The organism is Sediminibacterium sp. TEGAF015, from assembly GCF_025997995.1.
GTDB lineage: Bacteria > Bacteroidota > Bacteroidia > Chitinophagales > Chitinophagaceae > Sediminibacterium.
In genome coordinates this window covers 1893545-1918518 of the sequence record NZ_AP026683.1, presented here as the reverse complement: position 1 = coordinate 1918518, position 24974 = coordinate 1893545, and the positions used below count along the sequence as shown (strand labels likewise).

Here is a 24974-nt window from a genome sequence, read left to right as displayed (position 1 = left end):
TCTTTTCAATAGGGTATGAAAAAAACAACCTATATTTTTTTAAAGATAATTATTGGTTCCTTTCTTTTTTCTTTTGTAGCCTTAGGACAAGGAAAACAATCAATTTCTCTTTTATTCCAAAATTCAGTTGGATTGAAGGGAAAACAATCTTTCCTGAAAACTCCCTTTAATACCGCAGGAGACAAATTATACATGGTAGGACATCAGGATGGTAGTTTCCCTGATTTAGGTTGGCACGTAAAAGATGAAATGGGAGGTATTTGGCATCACCCTATTAAATTGATGGATGGGTTTACTGCACGTATTACCATCGGAACAAAGTCTTATAATTTAGATAAAGCTATCAGCTTTGTGAATTTTCCTTTTGGTAACAAACATAGTTATGTGGTGGGATCAACACCACTACAAATTGATCGGTATCAGTTTGTTCCAGATCAACTTGCTGGCGTACAAATAGAATACGCCATCAAAAATACAAGTAATCAATCTCTCCGAATTCAATTTCAATTGGAAGCGATTTCTAATCTAATGCCTGTATGGTTGGGTGAAAGAACTGGTATGATTGATTCAAAAGATAAAGCTAGCTTTAATCCCCTCCTTAACCGATGGATGGTAAAAGATTCATTGAATCCATGGTATGTAGTGTATGGATCTACAATTAAAGGTTTAGCTAATCCAACTATTCTTTCTAAACAGAATAAGCCCAATACATCCATTACAAAAACGGTATATGAAATAGAGCTCAAGCCGAATGCTGTTGTTTATATACCTTTTACAATAGCGGGCTCAGCTCATTCCAGTGAAATTGCTTTAAAAAATTATGAGCGGCTACAGGCTTCTGCAGCTATTTTGTTGCAGCAAAAAAAAGCTCGACTTGACAATCTTAATAAGACTGTTCAATTAAAGTTGAATGATAAAGCCATTGAGCAAAGTTTTGAATGGTTAAAGTACAATTCCGATTGGTTAGTAGCAGATGTGGAAGGAATGGGTAGAGGTATTGTTGCTGGATTACCGGATTATCCTTGGTGGTTTGGCGGAGATATGGCGTATACATTAAAGGGACTGATAGCGATGGGGAGAAAGGATTTGGTTTACAGTTCCATTGATTTAATTCAGCGCATATCCGAGAAACAAAATGGCAATGGAAGAATTGTACACGAAGTGTCTACCAATGGTGCAGTTTTTAATCCTGGTAACGTAAACGAAACTCCTCAATTTATTTCTTTGATATGGGAAGTATTTTGTTGGACAGGAGATCTAGCGTTTCTCGAAAAATATTTTCCAGCAGTTGAAAAAGGGTTGAATTGGGTTTTAAATGAAAATGACAAAGATGCTAATTTGTTGCCCGATGGGGCAGGCATGATGGAAATACATGGACTGACTTCTGAAATGATTGATGTAGCAGCGTATACACAGAAAGCATTTGCCGATGCTGCACAGATGGCCATGGTTCTTAAAAAACTGGATCTTTCAATAGACTATCAGCAAAAAGCAGATAGGATCAAAGAAACAATAAATGCACAGTTTTGGGTAGAAAAAAATCAATCCTATGCCGATTTTATTGCAACAAAATCACAGGCATTGCATTTAATTTCAGATGCAATTGTACGGGCAGATACCTTGGGAAATGATTGGGCAGTTAATGCATTGAAATTGCTTCAAGACCAAACTATTAAAGACACTAGTAACCAGCCCAAAGGATTTGCATTGCATCATAACTGGGTAGTAAATACTCCTATGGAAACAGGCATTGCTCCAAAAGAAATCGCTATAAAAGCCTTGAATACAGCCAAACAGTTTTCCAACCCCTTTGGCATGTATGTAACAGGTATTGATAAAAATATAAAAAGAGATGCCGGGGAATATTCTTATGCGGCAAGCGTTGGGAAAAATGATTTTACCTATACAGGAACTGTAATGACTTTGCCTACCGCTGTTCAGATCATATCCGAAAATAATTATGGTAGGACCAATGAAGCTTTTGCTTTATTGAAAAAAGTAGATAAGACATTTGGGTATGCCTTACCCGGCTCTATGTATGAGGTTTCGCCAGACTATGGCATGATGACCCAGGCCTGGAATGTATATGCATATTGCGTACCTATTGTTAAGCAGTTTTTTGGAATAAAGCCAAACGCATTTGATAGAGAAATTGTGCTTGAACCTCTTTTACCTGATTCTTTAACCAATGGTAAAATTGAAAAACTGTTAATCGGGAATAATCTTCTATCTGTGTCTTTTAATAGAAACAGCAAAGCATTAAAAATTAATGTAGCACAAAGCCAAAAGAATTGGAAACTCTTGTTTAAACAACCATCACTACATTACTCAATATGGAAAGTGAATAATAAATTGGTTAAGCCACTATGGAAAGATGGATACTGGCAAATTATCGTTAATGAGCCTATTGCAGACATCGTATTATCTAATTGATTTTCTAATATAGAAAAATTAAAAAATGATAAAAAATTATCATAAAGTACCATTAATTGATATAAATGATTCAATTACTGATATTTAATGTATAGTGTAGTAATCTATTGCGCATCATGATTGGTATAGTTTTGCTTTCTAAAATCCTATATCTACCATTCGATGCTTAATTTTTTCCAATATACCAATGTAATTGCTATTGCATTTTCTATATACTGCTTATCCGTGGCAATGTCTCGTGAAGTCAGAAGGTTACCAATGGTTTTTTTGTTTATCTCCAATGCTATTTTAGTTTCCAATTCAGTTTTCGTCTGGTTATTAGAAACAAAGTTGATTTATACATATCCTGACTACATCCGAATTCCAGCTCCTTTTCATTATTTGTTTGGCCCTTCTATTTACTTGTTTGTTAGAACTTTACTACGTAAAGAGAGATCTTTAAAAAAATGGGATTGGCTCCATTTTTTACCATTTGTGCTGCATTTTATTGAGTTAATTCCTTTTTACCTTCAAGACACTGCAGTAAAAATTGATATGGCCCATACGCTAAAAAATGATTATTCTGCCTCTTTAAAATATTTTTATGAAGGATTGTTGCCAAGTAAGGTTCATACTTTTTTGAAACTTTGTAGCTGGGTGGTTTATATATGGTTTGCTCAAAGAACTTATTTATCGTTTAAGAATAGAATAAAATCAAATTTAATTGCCGACTACAATCGAAAATTTGCTTTTATCAACTTTTTCTTATTAACAAAATATATTGGATTAGTAGGAGTTATTTCAGCTACCTTCTTAAGTAATTTTAATTCAAACTCGATATACTTATTCATTGGTTCCAATTTGGTTGGCATCATTAATGTATTCGTCTTGATTTTTCAATTTCCCGAAATGGTATATGGGGAAGTCATGAACAAACAACTGGATAATAACCGTGAACAATTGATGAATATTGTGAAGACGCAATCAAAGAATTTAACATTTTTGGAAAACAGCACTTACGAGGCAAATGTATTACTTGATACCAGTTATCGCATTTTATATTTCGATAAACTGGGAGATGTTTACTTCCAGAAGATTTATAATAAAAATTTACAACTAGGGGAAAATTGTACAAATTACTTTGATGATGTTTCATTGAAGTATTTTCAGACTTGTTTTGATCAAGCTATAAACGGGCTTTCAGTGAAATTTGAAGACAAGTTTCTTTTATATGATGGCAAAGGATTTATTTGGATGGAATTAAACTTTACACCACATTATACAGACAAAGATCATTTGTTAGGCGTTTCTATTGGTGCAACAGTTATTGATGAAAAAAAGCGGATGGAATCACTTCAGGTTAAGTATAAGGAATCTCTTGATCAGTTGGCTTGGAGTAGTTCTCATTTATTGAGAGCGCCGGTTTCTAATATCAGTGGAATATTGCAGTTGATGAATGATGATAAAATTCAAATGAGTGAAGTTGAAAAAAAAGAGCTCTTGAATAGCATTCATTCAGAAGTACAAAAGCTAGATTCCGTAATAAAAAATATGGTGGCAAAAGCCAGGAATGAATTGGAAAATTAAGCCAAGATTGTCTACTTGCTTTGCAAGCCAAGATTGTCGGTCTGCGACCGACTTCTTCCCGTATTGAACTTACTCAAACCCTTCGCAGGGCAACTTAGAGTTAATACTAGATCAATCATGTCATTTTATTAATCAGTATATTTGAATATGCTCGAAATAAAATTAGATAGGAATAGTTTTAAAGCACAAAGTGCAGATGCGGCTTCTAATCATACTGAATATTATAAAAACCTAGATTGGCGGAAGCGTTTAGAAATTACTAATTATTTAAATAGCATTGCTTATCAGTATCCATTAAATAGCCCACCCAAAATGGATAAGTTGAAATTTTCAGCACGTTCAATTCAGCGAAATGGCTAATATTTTTAATAGCGATTTTAGAGATTTCATATTGGCTCTTAATACTCAATCTGTAAGGTACATTTTAGTTGGTGGCTACTCTGTTATTCTCCATGGGTATCCTAGAACGACCGGTGATATGGATATTTGGGTAGAGCGTTCTGTTGAAAATTATCAAAATATTAAAAAAGCTTTTGATCAATTCGGAATGCCGGTTTTTGATATGACTTTAGACAATTTTCTATCACATCCGAATTGGGATGTATTTACATTTGGTACTCCTCCAGTTGCAATTGATTTAATGGTGCAAGTTCAGGGCTTAGATTTTGCAATGGCATATGAAAATTCTGTTCTGTTTGAGGATGATGGTCTTTCTATTAGAACGATTCATAAAAATGATTTAATACGAACAAAAAAGCTAGTAAATAGGCCAAAGGATCAGGATGATTTATTAAATCTATTATGAGCCAAGATTGTCGTCTTGTTCCACAAGCCAAGATTGTCGGTCTGCGACCGACTTCTTCCCGTACTGAACTTACTCAAACCCTACGCACGTCAACCTTCGGTTGCCCTGCGGGTTTTTAACCTGCTCGCTTTTACGAGTTCACTCGTATCGCTCGCAATTTAAAAACCCCCGCAGCTTTCGCTGCGAGGGTTTGTGGTCTCGCCAAGAATCGAACTTGGATCTAGAGTTTAGGAAACTCCTATTCTATCCATTGAACTACGGGACCCTGATTCACTTAACGCTTGTTGCAGCGCTGGAATCGGCGCGAAATTAAATCATTTTTATTTTATTCCGGGTTGCTTTAATTGCCATCCTGTTTTCTTTTTCTCTTCGTCTACCATTTGCTTTACGTCTGCCAGTAATTTTTTAGCATCATATACAATGCCGTCTTTAATGGTATACAATACTCCCCCTTTTCGAATGATTTCGTTTTGTTCATTCAGTTCAATTGCACCGGTGCCATAGAAATATTGCAAATTCTTTAATGGATTACCATCTACAACACAAAGGTCTGCCAGCTTGCCTGGCTCAATTGTTCCTATTTCTTTTTCCATTCCCAATGCCTGTGAAGCGTGCATGGTCGCAGCCCGTATCACTTCTAGTGGCTGAAATCCAGCTTCGCGTAATAACTCTAATTCACGTACAAATCCAAATCCATATAGTTGATAAATAAATCCGTTATCGGATCCTGCAGTTACACGTCCACCTCTGTTTTTATATTCGTTAATAAAAGTCATCCAGAGTTTATAATTGTTTTTCCATTCTATCTCTTGCTCTGTTCCCCAATTATGCCAGTAAGATCCATGAGAAACTCTGCTGGGTTCATAAAATTTCCATAAAGAAGGTAAAGTATAGTCCTCGTGCCATTCTGCTCTTCTGGCTCTCATTAAATCTCTGTTGGCTTCATAAATATTCATGGTTGGATCCAGCGTAAAATCTGCAGCAATTAATTCGTTCATCACTTTATTCCATTTCTCAGAATAAGGTGCTGCTGCTTGTTTCCAAAGTTTACCTGCTTCTTCAAAACGATGCTGCTCGTTATTGTAATTATAATCTGCTGGATAGTTCTGGAGTGTTCCATTTTCCAGCATAGCTTCAGGTAAACCATACCAGTGTTCCATACTTGTCATGCCTGCTTTTGCAGATTGTACCACATTCCATCTAGCTACATCCAGCTGTGCATGATGTGCAGTGCTCCTTAATCCCAGTTTTTTGTTTTCTCTTATAGCAGCATCCATTACTTCCGGTGATGCACCAAAAAATTTGATGCCGTCTGCTCCTTTGGCTGCATTTTCATTTACCCATGCCCTGGCCTGTTCTGCGTTGATAATGGGCGTTTTACTTCCTTGTCCAAATGCAGTGTAAGCTAATATTCTAGGTGCTGTAATCGTATTGGCCGCACTTTTCTTTTTATGGTCCAATACCCAATCCAATCCATTACCTGCTGATGGATCACGTATGGTGGTTATACCATGCGCCATCCATAATTTAAATACATATTCAGCGGGGGTGCCCTGTGCTTTTCCTCCGATATGTCCGTGCATATCAATTAAACCAGGCAATACATATTTACCGCTGCAGTCAATTTCTTTGCCGCCTGCTTTCAACGCAGGTCTAGACTTTGGATCAATTGGCATTCCTGGGTTGCCTACATTGGTAATACGTACAATACGGTTGTTTTCTATAATGATGTCTACCGGACCATAGGCAGGAGAACCTGTACCGTTAATCACCATGGCAGAACGGAGAATTAACTGCGTATAAGGTCCCTGACCTTCCTTTACAATAGGGGATGGCGTTATTTGTGCCCCTAACGGTAGGGTTGCCACAAGACAAACCAGCGCAAGCATGTATTTAACCATAATTAATGTTTTGCTGAAGGTAAGTCTCAACCCGAAACTTCCCAAGTCAATCTATTCGCTTATTGACTGCTCATGAATTCCGCTTATCTTTGCCCCCCAAATTAAGCGCATGAAATTCTATAATACCATTATCAAGTATCGTTTTTGGCTGAGTTTGCTAGCATTGGTGGCTGCTGTTGGCGTAAATATTTCAAGCGGTTTCTGGCCTGCTTTTATATTATATTTTGTAGGCGTGATTGGATTGGCCAGTCATTTTTTTATTGGGCCGCTTCGTTTGATTCAAGAGCCGATGGAAAGAGGGGATATGGATGAAGTTGAAAGAATTCTTGATTCTGTTTGGTATCCTAATTTATTATACAAGCCTGTTCGTTCTACATATTATACCATCAAGGGTAATATGGCTATGATGAAACAAGATTTTGATAGTGCAGAAAAGCATTTAAAGAAAAGTTCTGAATTGGGTGCCCCTATGCCAGAAGCAGAAGGTGCTAACAAGCTTCAATTGGGCATGATGTGTATGCAAAGAGGAGATCTAAAACAAGGAGAGAGTTATATCAGAGCTGCTATCAGAGCAGGTATTGCCGATAAAGAAAGTGAAGCAGTTGCTTACATTAGTATGTGTCAGATTTTTATGAACAAGAGAGAGTTCAGAGCAGCAAAAGATTATTTCAGAAAAGCGAAAGCTTGTAAGCCAACTACCAAGCAGGTGGTTGATCAAATTAAAGAAGTGGAAAAATATATTTCCCGAATTCCTGGTTAATCATGCTAACAATTCAACATATTACAACTGAAAGTGCCGGACTAGAAATAGCCCGGCATTTGTTTAAGGAATATTCTGATGAATTGGCCGTGGATCTTTGTTTTCAAAGTTTTGATGCAGAATTAAAAGACCCGCTAAAAAAATATGGACCTCCAGCTGGTTCACTCCTGATTGCTTTTTATCATGATGAGCCCGTGGGTTGTGTAGCACTGCAACCCTTGCCAGAAAGAGGTGTCTGCGAAATGAAAAGGCTATACGTTAAACCAGCATTCAGAAAGTTCAAAATTGGAGATGCATTGGTGGGTGCTATTGTAAAGGAAGCGGCAAGTTTAGGATATGCAAAAATGAAATTGGATACATTGGAAAGATTGCAGCCCGCCATTCAGCTTTATCTAAAGCACGGATTCGAAATTACTACTGCTTATTACCACAATCCTTTGCCAGAAGTGGTTTACATGGAAAAGCAATTAAGTCCCAATAAATAAGCTAAGGCTTACTTTTTAATCTTGCTTCAACTCCTTCAATAAACGTTCTATTACTTTCGGAAAATGTGCATGTTCCAATACATGAATTTTAGCAGCTAGACTGGATGGCGTATCTGTTGGTTCAACAGCACACTTTGCCTGAAAAATAATATCTCCTTCGTCATAATGCGCATCAACGTAATGGATAGTTATGCCAGATTCTTTTTCTCCCGCTGCAATCACGGCTTCGTGCACATGCATGCCATACATGCCCTTGCCTCCATAGTTGGGCAATAAAGCGGGATGAATATTAATGATTTTGCCAGGATATGCGTTGATGAGTGATTCAGGGACTTTCCATAAAAAACCTGCCAACACAATAAAATCAATGCCTCTGGCCTGAAGCTGTTTTACGCAAGCGTCTGTCTCAATAAAACTTTCTCGATTAATGTACAGGGTGTCAATCTGATGAGTGGTTGCAATCCCCCAAACACCTGCTTCTTTTTTATTGGAAACGATTAGGTCGATTACAACTGTTGTGCTTTTTGAAAAGTGCTCGATTATTTTGGCAGCGTTGGAGCCAGCTCCTGAAGCAAAAATGGCAACTTTGATCATGCTGATTTTCTTTTATTCACCATTTTATTTTTGATTCTTCCTAAATAGCGCTTAAAAAAGGAAAATTGACCAAACGGAATACTGATGAGCAGCACACAAAATGGCCACAAAATAGTTACGACTGTTACGTACAAAACAAAGAACAGCAGGTTTTTGTCGAGATTTGCGTAGGAAAGCAGCATTCTGCCTAAGTATCCACACAAGCTTCCTCCTAATGCAAAAGTGGTGAATATAAGGGTGAACTGAAACCAGCTTACCTGCCATTTGTTTTTTAACCTGTGTAGCATGGGTGCAAAAGTGCTTTAAAAAGTTCATTTCATGACAATTCACAACAGCTATTTTGTTGAACACATTGAAAATTAAGTAGGATAAGGCTAAAAAAATTTTTTCCCTATTGCGTAATTGTCACAATCGTATCATATTTTTGCCTCCGTTTAAGGATATTTTTCCACACCAGAACCATCGTTGTGCATATGATATTGTCAAGATCCATAGCAAAAGCCAGCATTGCCGCTTTTTTATTTATTGTGAGTCTTAGTTTCGGTGTAGCCGCCAATGCCCAGGACGGAAAAGCGCTTTTCAGCGCCAACTGTGCGTCCTGTCATGCTCCCCACAAAAAACTGACTGGTCCTGCACTTGCGGGCGTTGAATCCCGTTGGTCTAGTAAGGAAAATTTGTATTCCTGGATTAGAAACAGTGCTGCATTCCTTAAAACTGGAGATGCTTATGCAAACAACTTGTACAATGAGTACAACAAGATTGCGATGAATGCATTCCCTAATTTGAAAAATGAGGAGATTGACGCAATTCTTGCTTATATAAACAGCGTTCCAGATCCTTCTAAAGCGCCTGCCGGTGCTGCTGCTGGTGCTGCTACCGCTTCTAATGTTGAAGCAGACAACTCTTTACTTTTTGGTATTCTTACCTTAATTCTTGCTGTTGTAGCCTTGATCATGTTGCAGGTTAACTCTAATTTGAAAAAATTAGCTGACGATAAAGCTGGTCTTCCTGCATTAGAGCCTATTCCTTTCTGGAGAAACAAAGCCTACATTGCTATGGTTACTGTAGTATTGTTCGTTGTGGGCGGATACTTAACCACAAAAGGCGCAATGGCATATGGCAGAAGCAAAGACTATCAGCCTGAACAACCAATTTATTATTCTCACGCAGTTCACGCTGGTACCAACCAGATTAACTGTCAATACTGTCACTCAGGTGCTGCTCAGGGTAAGCAGGCTACCATTCCTTCTGTAAATGTTTGTATGAACTGTCATCAGGCCATCAACGAGTACAAAGGAGAAAAAATCTACAATGAAGCTGGTGAAGAAGTAGATGGTACAGCGGAAATAAAGAAATTATACAAATATGCAGGCTTTGAAGAAGGGAAGCCATGGGATCCAAGCAAGGCTAAGCCAATTGAGTGGGTTCGTATCCATAACCTTCCTGATCACGTTTATTTCAACCACGCTCAACACGTAAAAGCAGGTCAGGTTGCTTGTCAAACCTGTCACGGAGAAATCCAGAAGATGGGTGAAGTAAAACAATTTACAGATTTAAGCATGGGCTGGTGTGTTAACTGTCATCGCGAAACCAAAGTACAGTTTAAAGACAATGGTTTCTACAGCATCTATGAAAAATACCATGCTGATCTAAAGAGCGGTAAAATTGATAGCGCCAAAGGCGTAACCGTTGAAATGATTGGTGGTACCGAGTGTCAGAAATGTCACTACTAGTTCTTATTCATCCCTAAAGGGTTTTTATAAATATATCATTCGAACGTGGAATCCGCCCGCGGATTCCAACTGTTAATCAATAATTATGGAGCAAAAAAAGCACTGGCAAAGTTTTGGAGAGCTGAATCAGTCTGCAGCGTTTAACAAGGATGTAAAAGGCGAATTCAATGAAGAGCTTCCAATGGTGGAAGATGAAAGCAAAAGCTTTCTCGAAGCTAAAGCACCTCGTAGAGACTTCTTGAAATACCTAGGGTTCAGTACGGCTGCTGCTGCAGCTGCAGCAAGCTGCGAAATGCCTGTAAAAAAGGCGATTCCGTTTGCTAACAAGCCCGAGGATGTTGTTCCCGGTATTGCTAAATACTACGCTACTACCTACGTTCAGGATGGTGATGCTGTAAGTATCTTGGCTAAAGTGCGTGATGGCCGACCCATAAAAATTGAGGGTAACGACCTTTCTCCAATCACAAAAGGAGGTACATCTGCCCGTGTTCAGGCATCTGTACTAGATTTATACGATACTTCCCGCTTACGTTTCCCTACAATTGACGGCAAGGAAGTAACTTTTGAGGCTGCTGATAAAGCAATTGCTGCTCAAATGGGCGGTAATGTAGTTTTATTAACCAGCACCATCAACTCTCCTTCAACCAAAGCGGTGATTGCTCAGTTTTTAGCTAAATATCCTGGAAGCAAGCATGTTACTTACGATGCGGTTTCTTACAGCGGTATGATTTTAGCAAACGAAGCAACTTATGGTGTAAGAGGTATCCCTTCTTACCATTTTGAAAATGCAAAAGCAATCGTAAGCTTAGGTGCTGATTTCTTGGGAACCTGGTTAAACCCTGTTGAATTTTCAAGACAGTACGCTACTGGTAAAAAATTAGACGAGAAGAACCCAACCATGAGCAAGCATATTCATTTTGAATCTGTTGCTTCATTAACTGGTTCTAACGCTGATGAAAAATATTTGCACCGTCCTTCTGAAACCCTTGCTATTGCTGCTGCTTTACTAAGTGCGGTAAATGGTACAGGTGTTACTGGTATAGCTGATGCTAAGTTAAAAGCAGGTATTGAAGCTGCTGCTAAAGCATTAACTGCCAATAAAGGCGCTGCATTGGTAGTTGCCGGAAGCAATGATGTAAATGTTCAGCTTATTGTAAACGCAATCAATAACGCAATCGGTGCAGGTGGTTCTACCATCAACTGGGGCGTTTTATTAAATACCCGCGCTGGTGTGGATGCTGAATTTGCTCAACTGGTTGCGGAAATGAACGCAGGTTCTGTTGGAACCCTGTTAATTCATGGTGCAAATCCGGCTTACAGCTGGTTTGCTGCTGATCAGTTCAAAGCTGGTTTGGCAAAGGTTAAAACAACGGTTTCATTTGCTGGTAAGGTTGATGAAACTGCTGAATTATGTAAGTTCGTTTTACCTGACAATCATTTCTTGGAAAGCTGGGGTGATGCGGAAGTTAAAACCGGTCACTTCTCTTTTATACAGCCTACTATTTATCCTTTATTCAAAACCCGTCAGTGGCAAGACAGCTTATTAAAGTGGAGCGGTGCTACTGAAGATTATTTAACCTACCTAAAGAATTTCTGGTCTGCTAAATTGGGTGGTGTAAATGGTTGGGATAAAGCATTACAGGATGGTGTGGCTAGCTTAGGCGAATCTGCTACCAAGCCTGGAACCTTTAATGGTGCTGCTGTTGCAGCTGCTTTAACTGCTGCTGCTTCTGCAAAAAAAGGTGGTAAGGTTGAATTGGTTTTATATGAAAAAGTAGGTATTGGTGCTGGTCAGGGTGCAAGCAACCCATGGTTGCAGGAATTACCTGATCCGGTTACCAGAGCAACCTGGGATAACTACTTGGTTGTATCTCCTGCAATGGCTAAAACATTGTTGGGTATTGATATCAGCAATGGCGGTCAGGCAGATGCTTACGAAGTAAATCCTCCTAAAAAAGTTGTAAAAGTTACTGTAGGTCAGAAAACCATTGAGTTGCCTGCATTAATTATACCAGGTACACATCCTGAAACCGTAGGTATTGCTGTTGGTTACGGTCGTAGCGAAAAAGTAGGTAAGTCTGCTGCCGGTGTTGGTAAGAATGCTTTCCCTCTGGCTTCATTAAGCGGATCTTCTGTAAACTTTGCTAATGGTGAAGTTACCCTTACACTTACTGAAGAAACCTATCCGGTAGCCTTAACACAAACACATAGCCGTTACGATACAGAACAAGGTAATCGTACCGAAGTAGTAAAAGAATTAAGCTTAGCTGCTTATAAACATCATCCAACTGAAATCCGAGATGAGCGTGACAAGGAATTACAGCCTTGGGGTGGATTAGAGAAGTTTGAATCTCAGGGTACATTATATCCTGTATTCGACAGACCAGGTGTGAAATGGGGCATGAGCATTGACCTGAATACTTGTACAGGTTGTGGTGCTTGCGTAGTTGCTTGTAATGCTGAAAACAACGTTTCTGTTGTGGGTAAGCCTGAAGTACTACGTGGTCACGAAATGCACTGGTTACGTATTGACCGTTACTACAGTGGCGATTTAGAAAATCCAAACGTCGTATTCCAGCCGTTGATGTGTCAACATTGCGACAACGCTCCTTGTGAAAACGTTTGTCCTGTTGCTGCAACCAACCACAGTAGTGAAGGCTTGAACCAAATGACTTATAACCGTTGTATTGGTACCAGATACTGTGCCAACAACTGTCCTTATAAAGTACGTCGTTTCAACTGGGCTGATTATAATGGCTCTGATAGTTTTGGTGACAACCAGAAAGGAATTGTAAACGATGTAGTGCTAGACATGAACGATGATTTAACTAGAATGGTGTTAAATCCAGATGTTACTGTACGTGCAAGAGGGGTAATTGAAAAATGTTCTTTCTGTGTACAGCGTTTACAGGAAGGTAAGTTGAAAGCGAAGAAAGACAGCCGTCCTTTAAGCGACAGTGATGTAAAAGTTGCTTGTCAGCAGGCTTGTCCTACACATGCTATCACTTTCGGTAATGCTAATAGCAAGGAAAGTGCAATTACCATGGCCAGACAGGAAAATCCTAACCGTCAGTTCTATGTGTTAGAGCAACTGCATGTGTTACCAAATGTAACCTATATGGCTAAAGTGAGAAACACAGATGATATGCCTCATCACAAAGGTGCTGAAGCAAAAACAGAAAAAGCACACGGATAATATAAAGAATTTGAAATAACCAGATTCTGCCCATGGGCAGATCAAGGACCAAAATAAGAACAGATGCATTTAAAGTACGAATCACAGCTCAGGGAACCACTGGTGTATGGCGACAAAACATACAAGCAGGTTACAGAAGACATTGTTCGCCCTATTGAAGCCAAGCCTACCAAATTATGGTATGTAGGTTTTTATATTGCTGTTGCCTTACTCATGTTTGGTGTCTACAGCGTTTACCGTGAAGTAACTTACGGTATTGGACAGTGGAACCTTAACAAGACAGTGGGTTGGGGATGGGATATCACCAACTTCGTATGGTGGGTGGGTATCGGTCACGCTGGTACCTTGATTTCTGCAATCTTATTGTTATTCCGTCAGGGATGGAGAACAGGGGTAAACCGTGCAGCAGAAGCGATGACTATATTCGCGGTAATGTGTGCGGGTCAGTTCCCTATCTTCCACATGGGTAGAGTATGGATGGCTTTCTTTGTATTGCCTTACCCTAACTCTCGCGGTCCTTTATGGGTTAACTTTAACTCTCCACTATTGTGGGACGTATTTGCGATCTCTACATACTTCACCGTATCGCTTCTTTTCTGGTACTCAGGTTTGATTCCAGACTTTGCAACTGTAAGAGACCGTGCATTTACTAAATTACGTAAGCGTTTATATGGTATTGCTTCTTTCGGATGGACTGGTTCTACCAAGCACTGGCAGCGTCATGAGAGCTTATCATTGGTATTGGCGGGATTAAGTACGCCGCTGGTACTATCGGTTCACACCATTGTATCTTTTGACTTCGCTACTTCTGTTATTCCTGGTTGGCATACTACCATTTTCCCTCCTTACTTCGTTGCGGGTGCAATCTTCTCCGGGTTTGCTATGGTGCAAACTCTGATGATTATTGTTCGTAAAGTATTTGCGATGGAAGACTATGTAACCATCGGTCACATAGAAGCAATGAACAAGGTAATTGTATTAACTGGTTCTATTGTGGGTATTGCCTATTTAACAGAGTTGTTCATGGGTTGGTACAGCCAGAACAAATATGAAGGATATACATTCTGGTACAGCCGTGCTTATTTGTTCTCTCCTTACGGATGGAGCTATTGGGGTATGATGGCTTGTAACGTATTAAGCCCTCAAATTTTCTGGTTCCGCAAAATGAGAAGAAACATCTTTGTTACTTTCTTCATGAGCATCATCGTAAATATTGGTATGTGGTTCGAGCGTTTCGTAATCATTGTTACCTCACTTTACCGCGACTACCTGCCTTCTAGCTGGTCTGTATACTATAGCCCAACCATCTGGGAAATTGGTTTCTATGCAGGTACTTTTGGATTGTTCTTCACTTGCTTCTTCTTATTCGCTAAATACTTCCCTGTTATTGCAATTGCAGAAATTAAGTATGTATTAAAAACAACTGGTGAAGGATACAAGAATCAAATGACTAAGATTGAAGACCAAAAGCTGGAAGAATTTGTGCACGAACATGCACACCATTAATAATCGTATGATTGACTGATCCTGTTAACACAGGGCAGAAAAAAAATAAAGTATGGCAAAAAAGAAATTTGTAGTGGGCTGTTTTGATGACGAAGCAGTTTTATTTCCTGCAGTAAAAAAAGTTCGTACAGCCGGATATAAAATCCATGATGTGTACACGCCGTTTGCTGTTCACGGACTAGATCATGCAATGGGTCTTCGTGAAACCAGCTTGCACACAGCAGGTTTTATTTACGGGATTACCGGTACAACTACTGCAGTAAGTGCAATCAGTTGGATTTTTACCAAGGACTGGCCTTTAAACATAGGAGGTAAGCCTCACTTTGCTTTACCAGCCTGGATTCCTATCATGTTTGAATTAACTGTATTGTTTGCCGCTGTAGGAATGGTACTTACTTTTTGCTACCTGTGTCAGTTGGCTCCATTTGTGAAGAAGCATCATTTTCACCCAAGAGCTACCGATGATCTTTTTGTAATGGTAATTGAGTGCACAGATAAAACCAATACAGATGATCTTCAGGCATTCTTAAGCAGTAACGGCGCATTGGAAACCAAAGTTGAAGTTGCTGAAGATGGCTGGTGGTTAGGCAGATACGATAAAGACGAAATGCCTTTTGAAGAAAAGCAAATTGTTGCCGCTTAATTTAGAACTATTAGAACAATTGAATCATGAAGAATAAATTTATCATAGCTTCTTTATCTGCACTGGTTGCATTAACTGCCTGCAGTGATGTTAAGCGCACTCCTGGTAAAATTTACATGCCAGATATGGCTTACAGCCGCGCTTATGAATCTTATGCAGATCATAGTAATCTATCTGAAAAGGGAATCAATTACAATAGTCGTCCTGTGGCAGGTACTATTTCTCGTGAAGAAGAAATGCCATTCCATATTCCAATGGATAAGCCAGGGGATACTACCAATTACACTGCATCTAAAGCGGTTCCTAATCCTTACGACTCTTTGAGTAAAGCGGATATGGAAGAAGCTGAGCGTTTGTACCTGATTAACTGTGGTATTTGTCATGGTGATAAATTAAATGGTAACGGTCCACTTTACAAAGACGGTAGCGGACCTTATGCTGCAAAACCAGCTGCATTGGTTGGAGATGCAAAATATGAAGCGATGCCAGCGGGTCAAATGTTCTATTCTGTGGCTTATGGCAAAAACTTAATGGGTTCTTATGCATCTCAATTAAGCCGTAAGCAGCGTTGGCAGGTAATTGCTTATATCAAAGCAAAACAACAGGCAAGTAAAGCAAAAGCAGCTCCTGCTCCAGCGGCAGAAGCTACTGCAACAACAAAATAAATTTAGCAAAGGGTCTGATGAGAGACCAATACTAACTGAACTAAAAGAGTAACAATGGCATCTTTAAGAACACAATTTGAAGTTCCCGGTAAAATGAAAACCTGGTCTTACGCCTTGATTGGCCTAGGCTTGGCAGCTTTATTGTACGGGATGTTCACCAAAGGTTTTAGTTCCGATGAGCACGAACAAGTGCATTTCTGGGGAACATTAATGTATAATACCATATTCTGGACATTGATTTGCAATGCGAGCATGTTCTTTATATCTGTTACTACTTTGGCTCAAGCCGGATTTACACAGACTTTCCGCAGAATTCCTGAGGCAATCTCTACGCTGGTACCCATTTTTGGTGCCATTACATTCGCGGTTTTGATGTATATCATTTTTGGTCACAAACATCATATTTACCACTGGTTGGATACAGAAGCTGTTGCTGCTGATCCTATCTTAAAAGGAAAAGCAGGATTTTTGAATCCTACTTTCTTCGTAATCTGGACTACCCTTACCATTGCTCTGTGGAGTTTCTTGGGTTGGAGAATCCGTAAATTAAATGATGAGGCTGATGCTGGTCCAATGGATCGCGAAACCAGTGACCGTTTCATTTACAGAGGAACGGTTAGAACAGCTATGTTCACTGTATGGTTTGGTTTAACCGTTGGCTCAACTGTACCTTGGTTGTGGATGATGAGTATTGATGCACACTGGTATTCTACTATGTACAGCTGGTACACTTTTGTAAGCTCATTTGTAGCAGGTATGTCCTTGATTGCACTTTGGGTGATTTACCTGAAAAACAAAGGTTATTTAGAGTTAACCAGCCAGGAGCACTTACACGATATTGGTAAGTTCATGTTTGCTTTCTCAATCTTCTGGACTTATTTATGGTTCTCTCAATACATGTTGATTTGGTACGCAAATATTCCTGAAGAAACTGTTTACTTCAAACACAGAACTCAGGGTGCTTATAAGGGTATCTTCTTCTTTAACCTGATTGTAAACTTCCTTTGTCCGTTGTTGATTCTGATGAAGCGTTCTGCTAAGAGAAATTACACATTGGTAACTTTTATGGCAGTTTTAATCATCTTTGGTCACTGGATTGATTTCTACCAGATGGTGATGGGTTCATTAATGAAAGAGCACGTTACTTTAGGTTGGTTAGATTTTGGCGCGCTGGCTTTCTTTGTTGGAACTATGATTTTGTTTGTAGGTACTGCATTGTCTAAGAAACCTTTGATTGCCAAGTACCATCCTTACTTGAAGGAGAGTGTGATTCACCAGGTTTAATTAGCCTGCGTAATTTAAAAATTGTTAAGACATTAGATAATATATATACAGCATTATGACAGCTTTATTAATCACCGCGGTATCGTTACTCATTTTTGTAGTGATCTTTCAGATCTCTAAAGCAAGTGAGTATGTGGCAATCTTGAAAGGGGAAGAGCATAGCCGTAAGCAGAACAACAAGATTAATGGTTTTCTGATGGTCATCTTCTTGGTGTTGGGCCTTGTTGGAGTTTGGTATTGTAATGAAGTTTTATATGATAAAACATTGTTACCTCAAGGTTCTGCCAGTGTAGAAGGTGAACGCGTAGACTCAATGCTTTGGTTAACGCTTGCGGTAACCGGATTTGTATTCATCCTTACCCAGATTGTTTTATTCTGGTTTGCTTACAAATACCAGGAAAGCGATACACGTAAAGTATACTTCTTTGCGCACAGTAATAAATTAGAAGCTATCTGGACAGTTATTCCTGCCATTGCTTTGACTGTATTGGTCGTAATTGGTTTGAGAAACTGGTTCCTGTTTACTGGTGAGCCTCCAAAAGAAGCAATGGTTGTTGAAGTAACTGGAAAGCAATTCGGATGGATTTATCGTTATCCAGGTAAAGATGGTGCTTTCGGTAAAAAGTATTACAAGAATATCGATAACGCTAATAACTCTTTAGGTTTAATTTGGGATGACAAATTGGGTCATGACGACTTAGTGATGGAACAAACTATGTATCTGGTAAAAGGTCGCCCAGTTAAATTGGTGATTGGTTCCAGAGACGTAATTCATGATGTTGGTTTACCTCATTTCAGAATGAAGATGGACGCTGTTCCTGGTATTCCAACAACAATGTGGTTTACTCCTAAGTACACTACTAAGGAAATGAAAGAAATTACCGGCAACCCAGACTTCCAATATGAAATCAGCTGCGATCAGATGTGTGGTAATGGTCACTATTCAATGAAAGGGATTATTGAAGTTTTGGATCAGGCTGAATTTGATGCTAAAATGGCTGGTCAGTCTCCTTACTATTTCACTGCTAATCCTGATAAGGATCCGGCCAATGCCAAAACCGATTCTGTGAAAACTGTAGCAAAGCCTGTTGAAGCAGCATCAAAAGTAACCGCAAAATTGTAGAACAATCAACAACCATCAAAAAATCAGGTTGTTATAACTAATAAAGAATCAGTGTATGAGTAACGAAGCCGTATTGCACGCACCTGCTGGAGCAGGTTTACATGACGCACATGGTGACCATCATCATGAGCATCATCACGAGACATTTATTTCGAAGTATGTCTTCAGCATGGATCACAAAATGATCGCCAAGCAATTCTTGATTACCGGTATGGTTTGGGCAGTGCTAGGTGGTTTAATGAGCGTGCTTTTCCGTTTACAGTTGGGTTATCCTGAATCCACTTTCCCCTTCCTTGAAGATTTATTGGGTAAATGGGCTGAAGGTGGTAAAATTACCCCTGAAGCATATTATGCTTTGGTTACTACACACGGAACTGTTTTGGTATTCTTTGTATTAACTGCAGGTCTTAGTGGAACTTTTGCCAACTTCTTAATTCCATTGCAAATTGGAGCAAGAGATATGGCATCTCCATTTATGAATATGTTGAGCTACTGGTTTTTCTTTGCTGCTAGTGTGGTCATGTTGTCTTCCATGTTTGTAGAGTTTGGACCATTCAGTGGTGGTTGGACTGCTTATCCTCCTTTGAGTGCATTGGCAGCTGCTTCTCCAGGTTCCGGTACTGGTATGGATTTGTGGTTGATTGCGATGGCATTGTTTGTGGTTTCTTCTTTATTGGGAGGCCTTAACTATATTGCCACTGTATTGAACATGCGTACAAAAGGAATGAGCATGACTCGTATGCCTTTAACCATCTGGGCATTGTTCTTCACAGCAGTATTGGGTGTTTTATCTTTCCCTGTATTGTTCTCTGGTTTTATCTTATTGATTTTTGATAGAAACTTTGGCACCAGCTTCTATTTATCTGATATTTTTATTAATGGAGTAGGTGCATTACCAAACGAAGGTGGTAGCGCTATTTTGTATCAGCACTTGTTCTGGTTCCTTGGTCACCCTGAGGTTTATATTATCTTATTACCTGCCATGGGTATGGTATCTGAAATTCTTTCTGTGAATTCTAGAAAACCAATCTTTGGATACATTGCGATGGTGGGATCTTTGTTTGCTATTGCCATCCTTGCATTCCTTGTATGGGCGCACCATATGTTTGTAACAGGTCTAAATCCTTTCTTAGGTTCTGTGTTCGTGTTATTGACGCTGTTAATTGCAGTACCTTCTGCTATTAAAGTGTTCAACTGGTTAACTACTTTGTGGAGAGGAAATATCCGCTTCACTCCAGGTATGTTATTCTCTATTGGATTTGTTAGCTTATTCATCTCTGGTGGTTTAACCGGTATTTGGTTAGGTAACTCAGCTTTGGATATTCACTTGCATGATACTTATTTCGTAATTGCGCACTTCCATATTGTAATGGGTGTGGCAAGTATGTTCGGTATGTTTGCTGGTATCTACCACTGGTTCCCTAAAATGTATGGCCGTTACATGAACAATACATTGGCTTATCTACATTTCTGGATTACACTAGCTGGTGCGTACATGATTTTCTGGCCAATGCACTACCAAGGTTTAGCAGGTATGCCAAGAAGATACTACGACTACAGTGTATGGGAAAGCTTCAAGCAATTTGCTGAATTAAACAGATTCATCAGCACAGTAGCTATGATTGTATTTGCTGCACAGTTATTGTTCTTGTTTAACTTCTTCTACTCTGTTTTCAAAGGCAGAAAAGTAACAACTCAGAACCCATACAATGCGAATACTTTAGAGTGGACTACTCCTATTAATCCTGGTCATGGTAACTGGGTGGGTGAAATACCTGAGGTACATCGCTGGGCTTATGACTATGGTAAAGATGGTAAAGAGTTTATCTCTCAAACCACACCAGTAGGAGCCGACGAAAGCAGTCACTAATATTTATAACTGAATTTTTATTCAGTGAACCTATTCCAATGCTCCCGAATTACGGGAGCATTGTTTTTAAGCAAAATCAGGAATGACAAAATCCAAAGAACAGCAAAAACCAACTCCATCATTAGCATTAGTAGCCAAAGTAAGGGACTATATGTTATTGATAAAGTTCACTTTGAGCTTTACCGTGGTTTTCTCCTGTGTCATCTGTTATTTGCTGGCACCCAATGTAGTGGAATATGACTGGAGCATGATTACACTGCTTTTTGTAGCAGGCATGTTAATCACAGGTAGTGCCAATGCCATTAATCAGGCTGTTGAAAAAGATACGGACGCTTTAATGAAGCGTACCTCTAAGCGGCCTGTTGCCAATGGAAGTATGAGTCAAAATGAAGCTTATACTTTTGCTATTGTAGCTGGTATAGTAGGGGTAGCAATGATGTGGTACTATTTTAATCTATCATCTGCGCTGGTTTCTGCTTTCAGCTTGTTTTTATATGCTTTCATCTACACTCCGTTAAAGAAAATAAATTCTATAGCGGTATTGATTGGAGCACTTCCGGGCGCTTTACCCTGTTTAATTGGCTGGGTTGCCGGAAATGATGATTTCTCCTTGGGTGGATGGGTATTATTTGGTATGCAGTTCCTTTGGCAATTCCCCCATTTCTGGGCAATCGCATGGGTGGCACACGCTGACTATACCAAAGCTGGATTTAAATTATTGCCTGCTGATAAAGGGCCAACTAAATTTACCGCGATCCAGACCATTATGTACTCTGTACTAATGATTCCGATTGGAATGGTGCCTTATTTCATTGGACTTACGGGTATTACGAGTTTATGGATTGTATTGGTCTGCAATTTGTTTATGGTGGTGCAAAGCGCCAGATTATACAAAGAGATGGATGTGAAAGCAGCCAGAAGAGTAATGTTTAGTAGTTATATCTATTTACCAATTGTTTTATTAGCCCTATTGGCTGATAAAATTGGGTAACCATTAAATTGAAAACGATGAGTGCGATTGCAAACGAAACTCCGAAAAGAATTCACCCCCATAAATTTACTTTATGGGTGGCGATGGGAAGTATTATTATGATGTTTGCCGGTTTAACCAGTGCATACATTGTAAAGAAGAACCAAAGCAGCTGGCTGGAATTTGACCTCCCAGTTGTTTTTATGTATTCAACAATGGTCATTATTGCTAGTAGTGTAACCATTCATTTGGCAACAAAAGCCTTTAAGGCGAGAGAAATGGCCAGGTACAGAACTTTGATAACAGCAACCGCCTTACTGGGTGTTTTGTTTATGGCACTGCAGGTACTGGGATTTATGGATCTTGAAGCAAGGAATATTGCCTTAACGGGTGCCAAAAGTAATTCTGCAGCTTCCTTTTTGCTGGTGATTACCGGTTTGCACATGCTGCACGTATTGGGAGGTGTGATTGCTTTGCTGGTAATGTTTATTAAAGCTTACGTAAGCAGCGTCAAAAATTACAGTAGCTTATCCATTGAATTAGTGGGTACTTACTGGCATTTTGTAGACATACTTTGGATTTATTTATTCATATTTTATAATTGGATTGGTTAATTACAAAAAAGTTGTGTTTTATGCACCTTTTTTCAACTCTAGCCAATACTTTTGTGTACGAAATTTTACTTTAACATGGCAACAACTGCAACAGCACCTACCACCAAATCCTGGGGTGGAGGTAAGAGTCCCTTTAACGTAGAGTATGGAAAGGTAATGATGTGGTATTTCCTCATGAGTGATGCCTTTACATTTGGTGCTTTCCTGATTTCTTATGGTACTATTCGTTTTTCTACGAATGGATGGCCTGACCCGAATGAAGTGTTTAAGAGTTTTCCATTTGCTCCGGAAGGAATGAATGCTCCGTTGGTGTTTGTAAGTATTATGACGTTTATCCTGATCATCAGCTCTGTAACCATGGTATTGGCAGTGCAAGCCGGACACAATATGGATAAGAAAGGGGTTGTAAAAAACCTTATCTGGACCATTATTGGAGGTATTGCATTCTTGTCTTGTCAGGCATGGGAATGGAACCATTTACACCACGAAGGTGCATGGTGGGGTAGCAATCCATTCTTAAATCACGATGGTACTGCGTCTTCAACCAATTTCACCAACTACTTCTTTACTATTACCGGATTCCACGGATTCCACGTATTCTCTGGTGTGATTATCAATATTATCATGTTGATCATGGCCGTTACCAATAAGTTTGAAGAAAGAGGTCATTATTTAATGATTGAGAAAGCTGGTTTGTACTGGCACTTTGTAGACTTAGTTTGGGTATTCGTATTTACTTGTTTCTATTTGATTTAATTCATTCACTAAAGATAATTTACAATTATGTCACATACAGCTGAACATCACGAACACGCAGGAGGGGGTACAAAAGAAATTATCCGAGTAACGGTAATTCTTACGGTTTTAACGATAATAGAATTGATTATTGGATTCTTGATGATTGATATTCCTCTAAGCAGTGTGGGGGTAAGATTAGCACTTAAAGGTGCCATTGTGATTTTAATGATGGCGAAGGCCTTCTATATTGTTGCTTACTTCATGCACTTAAAGCATGAGGTAAAGAACCTTATAATGACGATAGTAGTTCCGTTGGCATTGTTTATCTGGTTCATTATTGCCTTCTTATATGATGGTAATTCTTTCAAAAACCTTCGCAATACCTATGACCCATACTTTAAGGAGCAAAGTACTATTAAGGTAGAAAAGAAAGAGCACGGTGCAGCTGGAAAGCATGAAGGGGCAAGTGAAAAGCACGAAGAATCAAAAGACGAGAAAAAAGCAACTCATTAATTTGCTCTTTGCTCGATAAATTTTTAATAATTCTAAACCATCGCTGCCTTGCGATGGTTTTTTATTAATACAGTTATGAAAAAGAAAGCCATTTTAGGATTGTTGGTAGCACTAGGAATTCCAATCAGTTGCTACCTGATATTGAAATCTGCCAGTGAAACAGCGGTAGTAATGCCAAGACATTATTTGTTGGACACCGTGATTGAAAGCGTTCAGGATGGTAAGTCGGTGAGTGATACTGTTTGGCATACAACCAAGAATATCAAATTGATGAATCAGTTAGGAGATTCAGTTAGTTTATATGATCCGCAGGGTAAAATTATTGTTGCAGATTTCTTCTTTACCAGTTGTAGAAGTATCTGTCCAAGGCTTACCCAAAATATGTCAACTTTACAGCAATCTTTTAAGAAAGGAGGCAATGTTCGCAACAAGATTGATACTTCCATTGTTCATTTCATGTCATTTACGGTTGATCCGGAAAATGATTCTGTTTCCGTATTAAAGAAATACGCAGATCGTTTTGGGGTGATTCATGATAACTGGTGGTTCTTAACGGGAAACAAAAAAGATATTTATCAATTTGCTTTTGAGGAATTAAAAGTAGATCAGTTTAGCGAGGAGCCGGTAAGCCCTGATTTTGTTCATACCAGTAGGTTTGTGTTGATTGATAAGGCTTTTAAGGTAAGAGGTTATTACAATGGACTGGATAGTGCCGACATGAAAAAGCTGGCCAGAGATATTGGGCTATTGATGTTGGAGAAGGATGGTCAGAAAAAAAATGGTGTATTCAGACAAATATTAGACCTCAGTTGGTTATGGTTAATCATTATTACTGCTGTTATCTTTTTTGTTACTTACATGCAGAATAGGAGAAAAGTGCAGGATAAATATCAATAATCTGCCATCATTAATAGGGCTAGCGTACTCAAAAGAATAAAACTTTAATAGAGACAATTTTAAGCAGATAAAACGTAAACTCAAATGTTAGAACCTGTATTCCAAAAAAATGATCGTTTGGCCAATTGGTTGATTGGCATTTTTTCAGTGGTAGTATTTATTGTTGTTGTAGTTCTTGGGAAGTTTAAATTAGAAGTGGACTTAGGTTTTGATGTACATATTTTTGCTGCCATCAATGCATTTGTGAATGCCACGATAGCTGTTGTGCTCGTTGCTGCATTGGTTGCTGTTAAAAAGCAACGGTATGAATTGCATAAAAAACTTATGATGGGAGCTTTAGTGCTCTCTATCTTATTTCTCCTCTCTTATATAGCGCATCATTTATTGGCTGGCGAAGCAAAATACGGTGATTCCAATCACGATGGAATCGTAGACGAAGCTGAGAAACTGGCTGCAGGTGCTATGCGAATGGTTTACTTAGTTATACTAATCACGCATATCATTTTGGCTGCTATAATACTGCCTTTTATTTTATTTACTGCGTATAGAGGACTGACAAGTGAATTCACTGCACACAAGAAACTGGCAAAAATTACCTGGCCACTTTGGTTCTATGTAGCAGTAACCGGACCTATTGTATATTTCATGATCAGCCCTTACTACCAGTAGTGCAGTGGG

Annotated in this window: 23 protein-coding genes and 1 tRNA gene; 20 read left to right on the top strand and 4 right to left on the bottom strand. The window is 39.0% G+C overall.

Annotated elements, in window-relative coordinates:
• The first annotated feature begins 15 nt into the window (after positions 1-15).
• The 4 genes from TEGAF0_RS08670 to TEGAF0_RS08655 all read left to right on the top strand — a co-directional run bounded on the left by TEGAF0_RS08670 (position 16) and on the right by TEGAF0_RS08655 (position 4804).
• On the top strand, positions 16-2433 hold the full coding sequence (locus TEGAF0_RS08670; protein WP_264897777.1) for an alpha-L-rhamnosidase-related protein: 2418 nt from the start codon (positions 16-18) through the stop codon (positions 2431-2433).
• Between the two features lie 231 nt (positions 2434-2664).
• Positions 2665-3999, top strand: a complete 1335-nt coding sequence (locus TEGAF0_RS08665) for a hypothetical protein (protein ID WP_264897775.1) — start codon at positions 2665-2667, stop codon at positions 3997-3999.
• A 147-nt stretch (positions 4000-4146) separates the two neighbouring features.
• Positions 4147-4359 carry a hypothetical protein gene (locus tag TEGAF0_RS08660; RefSeq protein WP_264897773.1) on the top strand — a complete coding sequence of 71 codons (213 nt, stop codon included), beginning with the start codon at positions 4147-4149 and terminating at the stop codon, positions 4357-4359.
• Positions 4352-4804 carry a DUF6036 family nucleotidyltransferase gene (locus tag TEGAF0_RS08655; RefSeq protein WP_264897771.1) on the top strand — a complete coding sequence of 151 codons (453 nt, stop codon included), beginning with the start codon at positions 4352-4354 and terminating at the stop codon, positions 4802-4804. The genes TEGAF0_RS08660 and TEGAF0_RS08655 overlap by 8 nt, the downstream gene beginning before the upstream one ends.
• A 193-nt stretch (positions 4805-4997) precedes the next feature.
• Here TEGAF0_RS08655 and TEGAF0_RS08650 read toward each other — a convergent pair.
• Both TEGAF0_RS08650 and TEGAF0_RS08645 read right to left on the bottom strand, forming a co-directional pair.
• A tRNA-Arg gene (locus TEGAF0_RS08650) sits at positions 4998-5069 on the bottom strand.
• Positions 5070-5124: 55 nt separating this feature from the next.
• Positions 5125-6705, bottom strand: coding sequence for an amidohydrolase family protein (locus TEGAF0_RS08645; RefSeq protein ID WP_264897769.1), 1581 nt, complete (start codon positions 6703-6705; stop codon positions 5125-5127).
• Positions 6706-6814: 109 nt separating this feature from the next.
• On the opposite strand from TEGAF0_RS08645, the gene TEGAF0_RS08640 reads away from it, so the two are divergent.
• A complete protein-coding gene (locus tag TEGAF0_RS08640; protein WP_026764839.1) occupies positions 6815-7465 on the top strand; it encodes a tetratricopeptide repeat protein in 651 nt (216 codons plus the stop codon).
• A 2-nt stretch (positions 7466-7467) separates the two neighbouring features.
• On the top strand, positions 7468-7950 hold the full coding sequence (locus TEGAF0_RS08635) for a GNAT family N-acetyltransferase (protein WP_264897765.1): 483 nt from the start codon (positions 7468-7470) through the stop codon (positions 7948-7950).
• Positions 7951-7965: 15 nt separating this feature from the next.
• Here TEGAF0_RS08635 and purN read toward each other — a convergent pair whose 3' ends face one another.
• Positions 7966-8544, bottom strand: a complete 579-nt coding sequence (gene purN / locus TEGAF0_RS08630) for a phosphoribosylglycinamide formyltransferase (protein WP_264897763.1) — start codon at positions 8542-8544, stop codon at positions 7966-7968.
• The gene (locus TEGAF0_RS08625; protein WP_264897761.1) at positions 8541-8831 is read right to left on the bottom strand and encodes a hypothetical protein; all 291 of its coding nucleotides are present in this window, start codon (positions 8829-8831) and stop codon (positions 8541-8543) included. Before TEGAF0_RS08625 ends, purN begins: the two co-directional genes overlap by 4 nt.
• Positions 8832-9017: 186 nt before the next feature.
• Between TEGAF0_RS08625 and TEGAF0_RS08620 the strand changes: the two genes are divergently transcribed.
• From TEGAF0_RS08620 to TEGAF0_RS08555, 14 genes are all read left to right on the top strand, one after another.
• Entirely contained in the window at positions 9018-10277 is a 1260-nt protein-coding gene (locus TEGAF0_RS08620) for a c-type cytochrome (protein WP_264897759.1), read from the top strand.
• Between the two features lie 85 nt (positions 10278-10362).
• Positions 10363-13473: a TAT-variant-translocated molybdopterin oxidoreductase gene (locus TEGAF0_RS08615; RefSeq protein ID WP_264897758.1), complete on the top strand. Its 3111-nt coding sequence runs from the start codon at positions 10363-10365 to the stop codon at positions 13471-13473.
• Positions 13474-13536: 63 nt separating this feature from the next.
• Positions 13537-14979, top strand: a complete 1443-nt coding sequence (nrfD, locus tag TEGAF0_RS08610) for an NrfD/PsrC family molybdoenzyme membrane anchor subunit (RefSeq protein WP_264897757.1) — start codon at positions 13537-13539, stop codon at positions 14977-14979.
• A 52-nt stretch (positions 14980-15031) separates the two neighbouring features.
• The gene (locus tag TEGAF0_RS08605) at positions 15032-15622 is read left to right on the top strand and encodes a DUF3341 domain-containing protein (protein ID WP_264897756.1); all 591 of its coding nucleotides are present in this window, start codon (positions 15032-15034) and stop codon (positions 15620-15622) included.
• 26 nt (positions 15623-15648) lie between these two features.
• Complete coding sequence (locus TEGAF0_RS08600; RefSeq protein ID WP_264897754.1) at positions 15649-16287, top strand: c-type cytochrome; 639 nt, start codon at positions 15649-15651, stop codon at positions 16285-16287.
• Positions 16288-16341: 54 nt separating this feature from the next.
• Positions 16342-17571: a quinol:cytochrome C oxidoreductase gene (locus tag TEGAF0_RS08595; protein ID WP_264897753.1), complete on the top strand. Its 1230-nt coding sequence runs from the start codon at positions 16342-16344 to the stop codon at positions 17569-17571.
• Between the two features lie 55 nt (positions 17572-17626).
• Entirely contained in the window at positions 17627-18694 is a 1068-nt protein-coding gene (locus TEGAF0_RS08590) for a cytochrome c oxidase subunit II (protein ID WP_264897752.1), read from the top strand.
• Between the two features lie 55 nt (positions 18695-18749).
• On the top strand, positions 18750-20564 hold the full coding sequence (locus tag TEGAF0_RS08585; protein ID WP_264897751.1) for a cytochrome c oxidase subunit I: 1815 nt from the start codon (positions 18750-18752) through the stop codon (positions 20562-20564).
• A gap of 82 nt (positions 20565-20646) precedes the next feature.
• Complete coding sequence (gene cyoE, locus TEGAF0_RS08580) at positions 20647-21555, top strand: heme o synthase (protein WP_264897749.1); 909 nt, start codon at positions 20647-20649, stop codon at positions 21553-21555.
• Between the two features lie 17 nt (positions 21556-21572).
• Positions 21573-22148 (top strand): cytochrome c oxidase subunit 3, encoded by a 576-nt coding sequence (locus tag TEGAF0_RS08575; RefSeq protein WP_264897747.1) that lies wholly within the window; start codon positions 21573-21575, stop codon positions 22146-22148.
• Positions 22149-22223: 75 nt separating this feature from the next.
• A complete protein-coding gene (locus tag TEGAF0_RS08570; protein ID WP_264897746.1) occupies positions 22224-22904 on the top strand; it encodes a cytochrome c oxidase subunit 3 in 681 nt (226 codons plus the stop codon).
• A gap of 27 nt (positions 22905-22931) precedes the next feature.
• A complete protein-coding gene (locus tag TEGAF0_RS08565) occupies positions 22932-23399 on the top strand; it encodes a cytochrome C oxidase subunit IV family protein (RefSeq protein ID WP_264897744.1) in 468 nt (155 codons plus the stop codon).
• Between the two features lie 75 nt (positions 23400-23474).
• Complete coding sequence (locus TEGAF0_RS08560; protein ID WP_264897742.1) at positions 23475-24296, top strand: SCO family protein; 822 nt, start codon at positions 23475-23477, stop codon at positions 24294-24296.
• 84 nt (positions 24297-24380) lie between these two features.
• Positions 24381-24965 carry a DUF420 domain-containing protein gene (locus TEGAF0_RS08555; RefSeq protein ID WP_264897740.1) on the top strand — a complete coding sequence of 195 codons (585 nt, stop codon included), beginning with the start codon at positions 24381-24383 and terminating at the stop codon, positions 24963-24965.
• Positions 24966-24974: the final 9 nt, after the last annotated feature.